Genomic DNA, 13856 nt, shown 5'->3' with positions numbered 1-13856 from the left:
CCTCCTAAAATATGATTCTTTGCTCCCACTCTGCATCTGGTTTTAATTCTTCATCTTTGTATTTCTTAACACGGACAATCGTTGTATTCCATGGCTCTTCACCTTGTCCACTTAATCGGGCTCCACAAAGGACGTTCGTTGCACCTGCTTTATCGATGCCTGTCTTTTCATCTATCTCTGCCCAAGCTCCTTCTCCAAGGCTGACAACACCTGGCATCATACACTCTGATAGAGTAAGTGGACGGATACATTTTCCATATCGGCTCTCAATTAAAACCGTATCTCCATCGTTAAGACCCAGTGCTTTACCATCTCTTGTATTCATCCAGAAGTCCTGTGGATAGGCTTCTCGAAGCTGCGGTATATTATCGAATACAGAGTGGGAACGTCTTCCGTAATGCATCGTGACAAGTTGGAATGGATATTCGCCCTTGACCTTATTTTTCCAATTTTCAAACGTATCTTCATATCCATCAAGCGGTGGCTCATACTTTGCGATTGGTGATATTGTCGTAAAACCATAAGCTGCAATCTTATCAGTTAAGGACTGACAGTGGATTTCCAGTTTTCCGCTCTTTGTTGCAAGAGGATGAGCTTTTGGATCCTTTACAAAATCCTCCCCTTGAATCACAGTGAAATGATCATCAGGAGATCTAGGGACTTGATATACCCCTTGTTCAACTAGTTTTTCTAGAGAAATCTTTCCTTTTTGCGGTTTTCCCTGAACGCCCCAATCTTTAATATCTTTTTGGGAGATGGTGACTAGTGACTCGTAATTTATTCCATCTTTCTTAATTACTTGAGCTCCCGCAAGGCTATTGAATAATTGTTGTTTTTCACTTATTGGATAAATTTTTTCAGGATTCAGCCCAAGTCGTTTGGCAAGTTCTCGATCCATCCATTCTTCGGATCTTGCTTCAAAAATCGGCTTAGATACTTTACTTGTAACAATGATGGCTTCTGGGTTTCCTTGGAAAACTTTTCCTTCCTTTTCCCATTCCGTCGTTGCAGGTAATACAATATCAGCATATTTCGAAATGGTTGAGAGCACGATGTCATTCGTAATAACAGCATCAACTTTACGGAAAGCTTTAATTCCTTTCATAACATCAGAGGATTGATTTAGGTAATTATAGCCACTTCCATCACGGACCAGCCAAATCATGCGAATATCACATGGAACTTTACCGCGGCCTGCTGTTGCCGTATACTCATTATTTAAGATAGCATCATAGGTTTCACAATAAGCCATGCCATGGGCTTCGAGATTTGTTGGGTTAGCCCATCTATAACCGTCATAAGCCCCGTAGGTTGCATCCGGGAATAGCGGATTCACGGCAGGAGGAAGACCTGTATCCCCACCGCTCACAAGGGATTTACCACCATAACTTTGATTGGAAGCATAAGGCATTGTCCAAACACCGGCACCTGATTTGCCCACATTTCCAGTCATCCAGCCAACTGTAAGAAATGCTTGGCAGTACTGCTGCCCTCTATACGTACGAGCAGGAGCGAATGATGACATAAAGATCATTGGCTTTGTTGTTGCAATTTCCTGTGCAAATTCTCTAATTAATTCAGGAGCTGTTCCGCAAATTTCCGATGCCCATTCAGGTGTCTTTGGAATGCCATCATAGGTACCTAACACATAATCTTTGAAGTTTTCCTTTGGCTCTGCTCCTTCAGGCATATGATTCTTATCAAATCCAACCGTACATCTATCAAGGAAATCTTGATCCTGCAGATTGTTTTCAATCATATGGTAAGCCATTGCAAGAAGAAGGGCGGTATCTGTACCAGGTCTGCAAGGAATGAATGTATCTGCTAATGTTTTAACAGATGGACTTATCGAAGGATCGACAATGATAATTTTTGCCCCTGATTTTTTTGCTTGTAATATGTTGTAGCTAGGATTCCCTAAATTGGTGCGAGTAGGATTTGAACCCCACATCACAATCAGCTTGGCATTTCTCCAATCTAATCTGTCATTGGCTGCCCAAGAGAAGAAGCCCGTCATACATTCTTGAGGCACTCCCCAGGCACCTGATGAAGATGAACCCCATCTTACAAGACCTCCTCCGTAAAAATTAAGGAGTCTGCTAGTTCCAAGGATCGATTGGTTTCCATGCTTTTCTTTTATTCGTTTTAATTCAGCGGCCACAAGATCAAGAGCTTCATCCCAAGAAATACGTACCCATTCGTCTCTTCCGCGCAGCTCCTTCTTGCCGCCTCCGGGCGCCCAATGTTTGCGTTTCATCGGATATTTCAATCGATCGGCTCCGAACACTTGATGTCTTTGCGAACGTCCGCGATGACAGCCCCTTTGTTGTGGATAGTCTGGACTATCCGGGTGGGTATCATCTGTTTTCTGTCTGACTACAACGCCATCAACCACCAAGGCTTTATTCAAACAACGTCCTCCACAGTTATGCCAACAGGCTGCTGTTACCCATTTTTCCTCTGTTTCTAATTTTGCAGCAGCAACCTTCGAATCTATTTTTTTCAGTCCATACGATGGGGCCGCCACCGCAGTCGTAAGTGCTGCACTCCAGCCTAAAAATGCTTTTCGAGTCATCCGATGATCCATAGCTTTTTTTAGAAAATTTGACATAAATACACCTCCAATTTTCACACACTTGTTTGTATCAATTTGTTCTGCTCAGGACTTCCTTTATGCAGGCTTTATCTATTGTTAAAAATCCATTAAGAATTTTTACCATACCCTTATAAAAATCTGTTTCGGAATGATGAATAACCTCCTTTCCAAAAAAGGGAGTCCATTTCAGAAGATGTTCTTGTAAAAAATAATCTTGATCAGCTAATATTTTATTGAGCTTGATTGTGTTTCCTTCTTTTGCAAAATCGTTTGCGATATTGCTTAGATGATACATGTAGTCAAGCTCTAACCCTAAATGGTCATCTGCTTCTCGACCATAATGAAGGGGTTCAAAACAATTTTCTAAGTATAATCTCCTTACGAGCAATGTCTCTTCTTGAAAAAGAAGGCGGTCCTTATTCACATAGGATGATTCCCAAATATGAACGGGGAGTTCGTATGGGCCAATGAACATCCTGGTAAAATCCCAATGCAGTTCCTCGAAGTTTTTATCCATATCGAACGATTTAAAATAATGATTAACTAGTTCAATTCCATCTTTAAGTTGTGAATTTTCTTCTTTGAAAGGAAAAAAATTGAGTACACCATTTTCAAATTGGGCAATTAGTTCCTTAGTTGGTTCCTCCAAAAAGCTTCTTCGCAATATATCATAAGCAAATATGCGAAGGTCAAATAGATTTTGAATCTCTGTTATTTCGGAGAGTTGCTGTTGGTTCACCGTCATTTCACCTCTTTCTAATATAAAAAAAACTGGGATGGATCTAAGTAAGCATGAACTCGATAAAAGATAGTGCCAATCGTTTTCTCGTTCTTAGTCTTGGTCCTAAGGGATTTATTCTTGTGAATTTTTTCACATAATGATCTACCTCTTTATTTTAATAAAGAAAATACATGAAAAGAAGTGTATGCTCATCCAATCTTGCGGAGTTCCAATTGTGTGTTTTTCACAGTATCTTTTCGGAGTAATAAGAAAGAAGTGAACAACTAATGATAGGTAAGAGCCATTCTCATAGATTTCAAATTTTATTCATAAAAAAACCTAGCTCTGCCATATCAAGAGCTAGGTTTTTAAAGCTATGACTTCATAAAAGATAGAAGTTTGACCGCAATCATTAAATTCATAAATTCCTCAGGATCTTGTAAGTCGATCCCTGTTATTTCTTCTATTTTTTTGATTCGATTTCTTAACGTATTCGGATGGACAAACAATGCTTCCGAAACATCATTAATTCTTCCCTTTTGCTGAATATATAGTTGAAGCGTTTTAATATATTCCGTTCCACTTTCCCGATCGCTATCAATAAGAGGTAACAAGTATTCCTCACTATAATCAAGAAGAACCTCTTGGTGAATTTGGATGAGTAAGCGGAGAGCACCTAAATCATTAATGTGACAGACATTTTTATTTTTAAACCATATTCGACCAAATTGCAGCGCCATTTTTGCTTCTTGATAGCTTTTATTTAAATGGGTGCTATCCTGATACCATTTCCCGACTCCTATGAAAAATCGACAATAGGAAAAATGGCTAGAAAGAAGCTTTATCAGTTGGTGAGCAATCTCGGCTACATGTTTTTTTCTTTGATTGACGGTTCGATTTTCTCCATCTTCAAGCAAAACGATAATTTGATCTTGAAAGGGAAACACAATCAATGTTTCCACCGTTCCAGAGATTTGTGCCTCGATGGCTGAGAGGATTTCATCTAGCCAATTCATATTGGTCATCTCTTCTGAGACGGAGATATTTATTACGAGGAGATGATGCGGGTGCTCAAGATTCCAGCCCCAAACCTTTCCTTGCTTAATCATAACCTTCTGTGATTCAAATTTATGATATAGCAAATCATATACGAAATGCTCCTTAAAAAGCTCCTGCTGCTCTTGGAACTTTCCCTGCGTTTGTAAAGAAAGAGCCAGTAATCCTGAAAATTTATCAATCATCTTTTTTTGCCAGATTTCTGTTTGCAAAGAAGCAATTAAAGCATGATCAATCGATTCAGATATTTGAATAGGGTATGCTTGAAAGGGACTTTCTGATTTGGTCATCTTCTTTGGAGTCGTCTCTTTTTTATAATGATTATAAAGCCAGCGATTTGCGGCTTGTAAGTCACTATTTTCCCCTGTTTGCCATAGCAGCTGCTCATTTTGGTCCAAGTAAAGAAAGGGTGTATTTAGTGCTTTGGACATTTCAGCTGCTACGTGAATGGACCCTTTTGCCATGAATCCTTGAATCTCTACACTTAGTTGGCTAAAGGAAAGAAAATCATTTTTTTGCTTTAGAACAGAGACTAATGCCGAATCATGCAATTGGATAATTGGAAATTGACATTGCATAAACAGCTGGATTACGTCTTCTTGCATATGAATCTTGCTGGGTTCGCATAAAATCAATCCTATCAATTTTGGATCTTGTATTAATCGAAGTGTAGTCTCCTTTTTGTTAAGCTTTTCCCATTGCTCGAAATTTTCCAGAATAATAATAGTAAAAGCTTCAAGCCATTTCTCGGGAATAAAATCTATGGTCTTTTCAAAATATACTGGTTCTTTAGGGAGCGAAGTTAAAAAGGTTAGTTGATATAATGGGATATTTAATAATTTGTCTTGTAATGAGTGATTCATGAAGCTCACCCCTCACGTAAGAATATCAGTCCTGGTTGCTTTCTTTTTATAAAGATGGAAGGTTTGGTATAGTTAACAATGGGTATATCTGCATTCACATTAGTAGAATCAGTACTATTTGAATCTACTTTCATCATATTAAGAGCACCTGTGATACAATTTTCGACACATACAGGCTTTAAACCTTGATCAATTCTTTCTACGCAAAAGTTGCATTTGTCTGCCCTATTTGTTTTTGGATTTAATTTAGGAGCATGAAACGGACAGGCTTGGATACATCTTTTACAAGATTTACAATTAGATGAATTATGAACAACGATTCCGTCTTGCCGCTTCTGAAAATTGTTCTCAGGACAAACCATGACACAAACAGGATTTTTGCAGTGATTGCAGGAGATGGACAAATGAACGGTTCCTTCATTCGAATCTGTTTCATATGAGACAACAGTTCTGCGATGTACACCACTAAGATTGTAGTATTCGTTGCAGGCCATTTCGCAACTTTTACATTTAATACATTTACCATGGTCAATGTAAAACATTAGTTGCGTAGTCACTTCAGCTAACTCCTTCCAATTTTCAACTAAAATTTTTGTAATAGAAGTTTCAAACAATTACCCTAAGCTTATATTATAAAATGGAAGTAAAGCAAAATCTTGTACGACAGTATCGTGAATATTAAATGACAATATTGTGAATCCAAAGTGGAAAGTAGGACAAATAGAGAATCAACGGGGGGAAGTACTCATGAATGTATATAGAACAACCCAGTTTAAAAATGTTTGTCCGAGAAACTGTTTTAGTGCTTGTACAATGATCTCTCATGTAGAAAATGGACGCCTTGTCCATATAACAGGTGATCGCAATCACCCTTACACAAAAGGAAAATTATGTTCGAAAGGGTATGCATATGTCGAAAGAAACTATCACCAGGACAGGCTGAAGTTTCCTTATTATCAAGAAGTTAAGGGCTCAGGTAAGTTTAGGCAAATTACATGGGAAAAGGCTTTTGAGTTAATCATCAATCAAATGATCAATATAAAGAAACAATACGGAGACTTTCTTCCTCTGGTTTTATATAAATACTCTGGTAATTTTGGTGTCCAACATTTTGTGACCGAACAGTTTTTTTCAAGTATTGGTAAAACGACAAGAATTGTTGGTTCACCATGTCATTCAGCTGGCATTCAAGCAGTCCAATATGATATGGGAGCGGTCAAAATGTCAGACCCAACGCAAGTAGCAGAGGCTGGATTGGTTATCATATGGGGTGCAAATCCCGCAGTCACGAATATTCATCTGATTCCCTTTATTTTAGAAGCAAAGGGAAGAGGTGCAAAGATTGTTGTCATCGATCCATTATATACACAGACAACAGAACTCGCAGATTTGTATCTTCAACCTCGTCCAAGTTCAGATGGGGCATTGGCCAACCTATTGATTAAAGGTCTATATGAAGCAAAGTCGTTAGATTATCGCTTTTTAGAAGAGCATTCTATTGGATTTGAAAAGTTTATAAAGCAAATGAAACAGATCGATACTCAAGAATATGAAGAAATGTGTGACATTCCTAAAAAAGCCATCAATCTATTGTTGAGTTGGTTGAAAGAAGCTAAGGTTGTATCGTATATTATCGGAATGGGATTACAACGACATTCGAATGGTGGGCAAAATATTCGAGCCATTCAAGCACTGGCTGCTGCTCGTGGAGATATCGGAAAAAAAGGCGGCGGCATTTTTTTTAACCAGGAAGAAACGTATGTTTTTAGCAATCAACAAGGTTTTATTAATGAGCATTTAAATGTAAATAATCGGAATTTGACCATGGACGAATGGATTACGAACGGTGTCACCCCCTTTATCAATCAACCGCCGATAGAAATGATGTGGATTTCATGTAGAAATCCATTAACACAGGAGCCGAACCCGCAATTGATTCAGAATCATATGAAGAAAATCCCATTCGTTGTAGCCGTTGAGCAGTTTATGACACAGACAGCAAAAATGGCGAATCTCGTTTTACCAACGACGACCCATTTTGAAGAAGCTGATATCGTAACAAACTATTGGCACAAAGAAATTGCTTTCAATCAAAAAGCTATTCCCCCTTATTACGAAAGTCGAAGTGAATGGAATATTATGAGAGAGCTGGCTTTAAGGCTCAAACATCATTCTCCTAACCTTTGTTCGTTTCCAATTCACTCTTCAGAAGAGGTATATTTGAATTCTCAATTTAATGAAAAGGTTTTAGAGGTATTTGGAATTCAGTCAATTAATGATTTAGAAAAGGGAAGTTTGACGGCCAAGCTGCCAAAAATCGCATGGAATGATCAACAGTTTTCTACTACCACAGGGAAATATCATTTTTACTCGATGGAAGCTAGTGATGCAGGATTACCGCCTACACCGTTGTTTGTAGAGGGAAAAGCTCCAAATGAAACTTATCCTTTTTGGTTGATTACACCGCATCATCCGTATGCGCTTAATTCTCAATTCCATTTCCTGAATTTAACTGACGAGGGAGAGGCATTTGTCGCGATTCATTCCGATGTAGCCAAAGCGATGGGAATTTTTAACGGTGAGATAGTAAAGGTTTTTAATAATCAAGGATCAATCGAGATTAAAGCTATCTTTAGTAAACTAGTGTCAAAAGATATTCTGATGATTTACCAAGGGTGGTATCCAGATTCTGATGTTAACATAAACCATTTGATTCCTGTTACCCTAACCGATATGGGGGAGAATGCCTATGGGGCCAAAGGGATTGCCTTTTATGACACATTTGTGAAGGTGGAGAAATTATAAATTTATTTCGGTGCTGCCACCGCCCGAATAATAAGTAAATGCAGTTTCTTATATTTTAGAAAAATGATTTATGATAATGGTCAACTTCATGGATTATCATTACACAGACTATCGAAATAGGCGATTTGAAAGCTATTCAAGAGAAATTGATTTGGGAAGAGAGGACATGACTCTTTCGATTCGTAAGCTGTTGGTAAATGTGATGATTAGTAATTAAGTTTGGGTCAGTCCCCCGCTGCTTTAAAGTGATATCATAGCGGGGGACTGACCCACTGGCCTTGGAAGATTTTGATTTACTTATAATGGCTATGTTGAAAATCAAGCTAATGTAATGACTTCATATTTTGAAGCTAACTCAATAAATTGGGCCATCCCGCTGATTTTGCCAGCTACTAGCTTGTCATTTAGCTCATAAAAGTCAACACAGGTTTTACAAGCGAGAACTTCAACACCTTTTTCTTCTAATTCCTTTAATTGAAGGGAAACAAATGATTTTTCCGTTAATGTAAACACGCCGCGATTCATACAAAAAACAGCCGCAGGCAGTTCTTCCTTTTGCTTAAGAATAGTAAAGAATGTCTCTAATACTCCTTCGCCCAGTTCCCTATCCCCTTTGCCAAGCTGATCTGAAGCAAGTAAAATTACTTTATTTTTCAATTTCTCCACCTCACTGATTTAATAACATTATGGTAGCATATTTAATAAGTAAATAACTAACTTGTCTAGTCCATGTTAAACACGGGGGGTCTCGTGTCCAAGATATAAATATAGGTAACAACAACATGTTGAAGTTTAATGGCATCCATTATGGGTGTCTTCTTATTTTTTTCCAAAAGCCGCTGGTATAGCAGGTGGAATGGTGCCTTACCATAAGTAAATAGAGTTTTTTTGAAAAATAGTAACAGCACCTTCTTAAAGAGTAGGTGCTGTTACTATTTTTGGATGATTAGATGAACATTTGTTGCATGAAAGTTTGTTTTTGTTGTTGTATTTAAATTAGCTAGTGGGCAAAAAAACTCTCACTTCGGCCCCTTTATTGTGTAGCGGATTCAACATGAACTTATACCATGGAGTTGAGCAATTGAAGAAGTAATTCTCCTTCCAATATTTCCAAAAGCCCTTCTAAGGAAATTCAAATATTCCTAATATATACTAATCTCGAATAAAGGAATTAAGGATGAGTTGTAAGGAGGATTTTAAATGAAAAAAGTGGATAAAAAGTGGGTACTCCTTTGTTCTACAGCGATTGCTGCGGTTTATTCTGCTGGGTATTATACTACGGAATCCCAGGCGGCTGTTCAACCTATACAACAACATATTGTAAGTAACTTACAAAAAAATAATGATTCATTAAATGGTACAGGTAAAAAAGTCGTCAACAGTCAAAAGAATAAGCTTTATAAAGATGGTACATTTACTGGTTCAGGCTGGAATAGACGTGGGTCCATTGGTGTGCAAGTAACTATTAAGAACGATAAAATTAAGGATGTAGAAATTAGCGATTTTGCTATGCATTATTCAGAAAGTGATGTCGTTGGGCTGCCTGATGAAGTATTGAAAAAGCAAAATGCTCAAGTAATGAATGTATCAGGTGCAACTTACAGTACACAAGCTTTTCAAGATGCTGTTCAAGAAGCACTTGACCAAGCACGAAACGCATGAGGTTAAAAAAATGAGAAAAACAAAATTGTATATGGATACCGTAGTAGATATAAAGGTCGTAACAAGGTACTCAAAGGAAGAGACAGAAGAAAAAATTAATCGAGCCTTTCAGGCATTTCAAAAAGTCGAGCAAGCCTGCAGCCGTTTTTCCGCTGCAAGTGAATTGATGCAGGCATGCCAAAACGTTGGAACTCCTGTGAAAATTAGTCCCTTCTTATTTCAACCCCTTCAGTTTGCTCTGGAAATGGCAAAATTTACAGATGGTTTATTCGACCCCACTGTGGGGAAAGTGATGGAACTGCACGGCTTTAATCGTCATTATTTAACGGGCGATACTATCGAAAGTCCTTCTGCTGCTGCCGTTACTTATCATGACATCGAATTAGATCAACAAACACATTCATTACTTTTAAAAAAGGCTTTAGTGATTGATTTAGGGGCCGTGGCCAAAGGGTTCGCCATCGATTTGGCAGCAAATGAGTTAAACGAATTTGATGGATTTGTTATCAACGCTGGTGGTGACTTGTTTGCAGGTGGGGTTGACGAAAATAGGAACCTCTGGAAAATCGGAATTCAGCATCCGTATCAAAAAGATAAAATCATAAAAACGATTGAAATTTCTGACGAGGCCATTTGTACATCAGGAAGTTACGAACGAAGGAATCCGGCATTACCGGAAGGACATCATATTGTCAATCCAAAAACAAAATGTTCGCCCAATGAATTGATTAGCAGCAGTGTCATCGCCCCGTACGCGATGATGGCAGATGCTTTTTCAACAATTTCCTTCCTGCAGGGTATAAAAAAGGGAAAAAGTTTACTCGAAAAAGTAGACCTAAAGGGCCTTCTAATCACGCCTGAATTACAAATTGTTAGAGTGGGAGGAATTTAAGTGACTATACAAAAATGGATAAAAACCCCAAAGGGCTATGTCACCGCTACCTTGGTTTCTTATCTTATTATCGCTTCTATTGGTTCGAAGAATATAATGGGCGTAAAAAATGGTATCATTGCCATATGTCTTGCGTTTGTTGTGGATTTTCTCTATTGCAGAATGAAGAATAGAAAAAGCAGTAAGGATAGCACTGTTATTACTGGTTTGTTTATATCCCTGATTTTGAGCTTCACGACGCCGTGGCAGATTGTAGCGGGAACGGCTGTTATCGCCATCTTGTCTAAGCATCTTTTAGTCTATAAGAAAAAACCCATTTTTAATCCGGCTGCCGTTGGCTTGCTGCTATCTATTTTTATTTTTCAGACAGGTCAAAGTTGGTGGGGAGCATTTGGGGATCTTCCAGCATGGACGATTATCTTCCTCGTGATTGGCGGATACCTAATAACGGACCGAGTAAATAAGTTCCCTCAGGTTTTATCATTCCTTGGGACCTTTTTTGTCTTATTATTATTGATGGGAATGCTCAATGTTGGAAATGCCGCTGATGCCTTTAGACCGCCATTTATTAATGCAACCCTATTTTTTTCCTTTTTTATGCTTACTGACCCGCCAACATCACCAGCAAAATATAAGAATCAAGTCCTATTTGGGATTCTCTCGGCAGTTTCAGGAGTCCTTGTTTATGGGATCTTCGGGGGACTAACGTATTTGTTTATCGGACTATTTATTGGGAATATTTATAGCTATCTCCAAAAACGTTCATCATCAAAGGCCACAGTACTCACACAAAATGTTAAAACCCAGTATCAAACTCGTACAAGTAGAAACGCTTGTAGATAGATTTTGTAAAATGGAAAATAGAGTGGCATGATAAGACAAATAATATCAATGAAAATTAATTAGGAAGTTGGCGGGCAGCAATGCGTGTATTGGTCGTAGAAGATGATTTGCCATTAAGAAGAATCATTTCAACAATATTGGAAGATGAGGAATATCAAGTTGATCAAGCTGAAAATGGAGAAGAAGGCTACCTCATGGCTTCATCCTACGAATATGATTTGATTACTCTTGATATTATGCTTCCGAAAATGGATGGGTTTTCTTTAATGAGAAAAGTACGGAGTGAAGGCATTCAAACACCGACATTGTTTCTTACTGCCAAAGATCGGATTGAGGATAAAGTACAGGGCTTAGACTTTGGAGCGGATGATTATATTGTAAAGCCCTTTGCAACATCGGAATTTTTGGCCCGAGTTCGATCATTGCTTCGTCGCTCCGGTAAAATGGGAATAGAAGGGAAAATAACCTATGGTCCTATTCTTTTAGATACCCATCAGCATGAAGGATTTATTAACGATGATGTTTTAAAATTAACCATTAAAGAATATGAATTACTCTATTATTTAATACAAAATAAAGAACAAATCTTAACGAGAGACCAAATATTTGAAAGAGTATGGGGAATTGAATCGGAAACGACAGATGCCATTGTTGATCTTTACATCCACTATCTACGAAAAAAACTAGCTCCTTTTGACTATGACCGTCTTATTCGGACAGTCCGTGGTGTGGGATATATGTTAAAGAGTAATCAAAGCAATGTTTAAAAAGACTAAATACCGACTTGTCATCCTTAATGCTCTTGTATTTTTTATTCTCCAAAATGCTTTTGGGGCAATGATTTACTTTTATACACAATATAGTTTGTACCATCAAGCTGATCAAACTATTTTAGAAAAGAAAACTCACCTCCTCCACGAAAAGGAAAAACTAGGGGCTCAATTAAACCCGGAGCGGGAAGAAAACCAGCGTCTCGTCTATTTACTTTGGGAAAAGGGAAATAAGTTATACCAAGTAATTCCTAAAAATTCTATTTCTCACATAGAGACAAACCGTTTTTCTCCATTAATAAATAAGACAGGTCTTCAATCCATTACCATTGGAAATGAATCCTATCACATTTTAAATATATCTGGATCAAAGGATAAAGAATATTCTCCAGTAAAGAATATACAAATTATATATAACCTAAAACGAGAAAAAGAAATGTTATATCATTTACTTATTGTTATCGGTTTTGGCTCATTATTAAGTGTGTTTATTGCGATAATGGCCGGAGTTTACCTTGCGAATAAATCCTTAATACCTATCAAGCTTTCGTGGGATAAACAGCAGCAATTTGTTGCAGACGCTTCACATGAACTGCGTACACCACTCTCTGTTATGAGGCTAAATCTTGAGCGTTTATTTCGTCATCCAGATAATAGTATTGAACAGGAAAGTGAGACGATTCATCAGGCGATTAAAGAAATTAATTACATGTCAAAAATGACCGCAGATTTACTGTCATTAGCTCGCTCGGATTCCAATCAGTTACAGATTATACGCTCGTCCATTGAGTTAGATGAAGTTCTTAATCAAGTGATCAAGAACTTTAATTCTCTGGCGATGCAAAAAAAGATCAATTTAAATGCTGAAATTCAACCTATAAAAATGGTGGGAGATAAGGAGAGACTAAAACAATTGTTTGTCATCCTATTAGACAATGCAATAAAATACACAAAGGAAAATGGTTCTATTTCGATTCGAAGTAGTGTTAAAAATTCGCGAGTGCTCATTGATATTATAGATACAGGAATTGGTATTCCAAAGACGGATCTTCCCTATATTTTCGATCGGTACTATCGTGGGGATAAATCAAGAAATCGCGCTTTAGAAGGGTCCGGATTAGGGCTTTCTATAGCAAGATGGATTATTCAATCCCATTCAGGAACAATTCGTGTTGTAAGCAAAGAAGGTGAGGGGACACATATTTTCGTTAACCTCCCACTTAAATATAAATAGGGGCATATGCGGTGGTTGTTGGAGGAGCAATTACACGTCCACAGCAAATTACAGCTCGGTTTGCGGCACAAATTGTAGAATAAAAGGAAGTTTCGCTGCGTAATTAGATAGAATTCGAAGCCGAAAAAACTGCCACTTTGATAGATACGGTGAACTGTATCATAAGTAAATGAGGTTTTTTTCCCCCAACCGATAAGAACCGATCCTCCTGTTCCCAGATGTGGGAATACAGGTTAAGCACCCAATCTGATAAATAGATGGAGAAATTCCGCTTAGTTAGTAAATAAAGTAAAAAATAGCCTAAATAGACGGAGAGATTCCGCCTATTGACTCGGAAAACGTGGTAATGGAGGATTTTGCGTTGCATAAGCGGAGAACCTCCGCTTATATACCCCAAAACGAGCTCCATTCTGC

General features: G+C 37.9%; 13 protein-coding genes. 8 read left to right on the top strand and 5 right to left on the bottom strand.

What is annotated here, in order from left to right; translation table 11 throughout:
- Positions 1–4 precede the first annotated feature (4 nt).
- The 4 genes from BDR01S_RS20885 to BDR01S_RS26690 all read right to left on the bottom strand — a co-directional run bounded on the left by BDR01S_RS20885 (position 5) and on the right by BDR01S_RS26690 (position 5598).
- Positions 5–2611, bottom strand: a complete 2607-nt coding sequence (locus tag BDR01S_RS20885) for a molybdopterin-dependent oxidoreductase (protein ID WP_066249043.1) — start codon at positions 2609–2611, stop codon at positions 5–7.
- Positions 2612–2645: 34 nt separating this feature from the next.
- Entirely contained in the window at positions 2646–3335 is a 690-nt protein-coding gene (locus tag BDR01S_RS20880; RefSeq protein ID WP_218007885.1) for a TorD/DmsD family molecular chaperone, read from the bottom strand.
- Positions 3336–3691: 356 nt separating this feature from the next.
- Positions 3692–5236, bottom strand: coding sequence for a PucR family transcriptional regulator (locus BDR01S_RS20875; RefSeq protein WP_066249037.1), 1545 nt, complete (start codon positions 5234–5236; stop codon positions 3692–3694).
- A 5-nt stretch (positions 5237–5241) separates the two neighbouring features.
- Positions 5242–5598: a 4Fe-4S dicluster domain-containing protein gene (locus BDR01S_RS26690; protein WP_369691101.1), complete on the bottom strand. Its 357-nt coding sequence runs from the start codon at positions 5596–5598 to the stop codon at positions 5242–5244.
- A gap of 385 nt (positions 5599–5983) precedes the next feature.
- Here BDR01S_RS26690 and BDR01S_RS20865 point away from each other — a divergent pair, with 385 nt between their 5' ends.
- Both BDR01S_RS20865 and BDR01S_RS25905 read left to right on the top strand, forming a co-directional pair.
- On the top strand, positions 5984–8041 hold the full coding sequence (locus BDR01S_RS20865) for a molybdopterin-dependent oxidoreductase (protein WP_066249034.1): 2058 nt from the start codon (positions 5984–5986) through the stop codon (positions 8039–8041).
- Between the two features lie 76 nt (positions 8042–8117).
- Positions 8118–8258, top strand: a complete 141-nt coding sequence (locus BDR01S_RS25905; protein WP_169801467.1) for a hypothetical protein — start codon at positions 8118–8120, stop codon at positions 8256–8258.
- Between the two features lie 101 nt (positions 8259–8359).
- Here BDR01S_RS25905 and BDR01S_RS20860 read toward each other — a convergent pair whose 3' ends face one another.
- Positions 8360–8698, bottom strand: coding sequence for a DsrE family protein (locus BDR01S_RS20860; RefSeq protein ID WP_066249031.1), 339 nt, complete (start codon positions 8696–8698; stop codon positions 8360–8362).
- Between the two features lie 543 nt (positions 8699–9241).
- On the opposite strand from BDR01S_RS20860, the gene BDR01S_RS20855 reads away from it, so the two are divergent.
- From BDR01S_RS20855 to BDR01S_RS26590, 6 genes are all read left to right on the top strand, one after another.
- On the top strand, positions 9242–9703 hold the full coding sequence (locus BDR01S_RS20855) for an FMN-binding protein (protein WP_066249028.1): 462 nt from the start codon (positions 9242–9244) through the stop codon (positions 9701–9703).
- Between the two features lie 10 nt (positions 9704–9713).
- Positions 9714–10595: an FAD:protein FMN transferase gene (locus BDR01S_RS20850; protein ID WP_066249025.1), complete on the top strand. Its 882-nt coding sequence runs from the start codon at positions 9714–9716 to the stop codon at positions 10593–10595.
- On the top strand, positions 10596–11438 hold the full coding sequence (locus BDR01S_RS20845; RefSeq protein WP_066249023.1) for an RnfABCDGE type electron transport complex subunit D: 843 nt from the start codon (positions 10596–10598) through the stop codon (positions 11436–11438).
- 80 nt (positions 11439–11518) lie between these two features.
- Complete coding sequence (locus BDR01S_RS20840; protein ID WP_066249021.1) at positions 11519–12205, top strand: response regulator transcription factor; 687 nt, start codon at positions 11519–11521, stop codon at positions 12203–12205.
- Positions 12198–13442 (top strand): sensor histidine kinase, encoded by a 1245-nt coding sequence (locus BDR01S_RS26095; protein ID WP_066249016.1) that lies wholly within the window; start codon positions 12198–12200, stop codon positions 13440–13442. Before BDR01S_RS20840 ends, BDR01S_RS26095 begins: the two co-directional genes overlap by 8 nt.
- An 11-nt stretch (positions 13443–13453) precedes the next feature.
- The gene (locus BDR01S_RS26590; RefSeq protein WP_305802429.1) at positions 13454–13525 is read left to right on the top strand and encodes a hypothetical protein; all 72 of its coding nucleotides are present in this window, start codon (positions 13454–13456) and stop codon (positions 13523–13525) included.
- Positions 13526–13856 lie beyond the last annotated feature (331 nt).

Origin of the sequence: Neobacillus drentensis NBRC 102427 (genome assembly GCF_001591445.1) — a bacterium.
Taxonomy (GTDB): Bacteria; Bacillota; Bacilli; order Bacillales; family Cytobacillaceae; genus Neobacillus; species Neobacillus drentensis.
This window is presented reverse-complemented; position numbering and strand designations above follow the sequence as displayed.

What these genes read in the sequence shown, in the direction of transcription:
- BDR01S_RS20885 (WP_066249043.1), bottom strand. Translation starts at nt 2,611, where the DNA reads ATGTCAAATTTTCTAAAAAAAGCTATGGATCATCGGATGACTCGAAAA.
- BDR01S_RS20875 (WP_066249037.1), bottom strand. Translation starts at nt 5,236, where the DNA reads ATGAATCACTCATTACAAGACAAATTATTAAATATCCCATTATATCAA.
- BDR01S_RS26690 (WP_369691101.1), bottom strand. Translation starts at nt 5,598, where the DNA reads ATGGTTTGTCCTGAGAACAATTTTCAGAAGCGGCAAGACGGAATCGTT.
- BDR01S_RS20865 (WP_066249034.1), top strand. Translation starts at nt 5,984, where the DNA reads ATGAATGTATATAGAACAACCCAGTTTAAAAATGTTTGTCCGAGAAAC.
- BDR01S_RS25905 (WP_169801467.1), top strand. Translation starts at nt 8,118, where the DNA reads ATGGTCAACTTCATGGATTATCATTACACAGACTATCGAAATAGGCGA.
- BDR01S_RS20855 (WP_066249028.1), top strand. Translation starts at nt 9,242, where the DNA reads ATGAAAAAAGTGGATAAAAAGTGGGTACTCCTTTGTTCTACAGCGATT.
- BDR01S_RS20850 (WP_066249025.1), top strand. Translation starts at nt 9,714, where the DNA reads ATGAGAAAAACAAAATTGTATATGGATACCGTAGTAGATATAAAGGTC.
- BDR01S_RS20840 (WP_066249021.1), top strand. Translation starts at nt 11,519, where the DNA reads ATGCGTGTATTGGTCGTAGAAGATGATTTGCCATTAAGAAGAATCATT.
- BDR01S_RS26095 (WP_066249016.1), top strand. Translation starts at nt 12,198, where the DNA reads ATGTTTAAAAAGACTAAATACCGACTTGTCATCCTTAATGCTCTTGTA.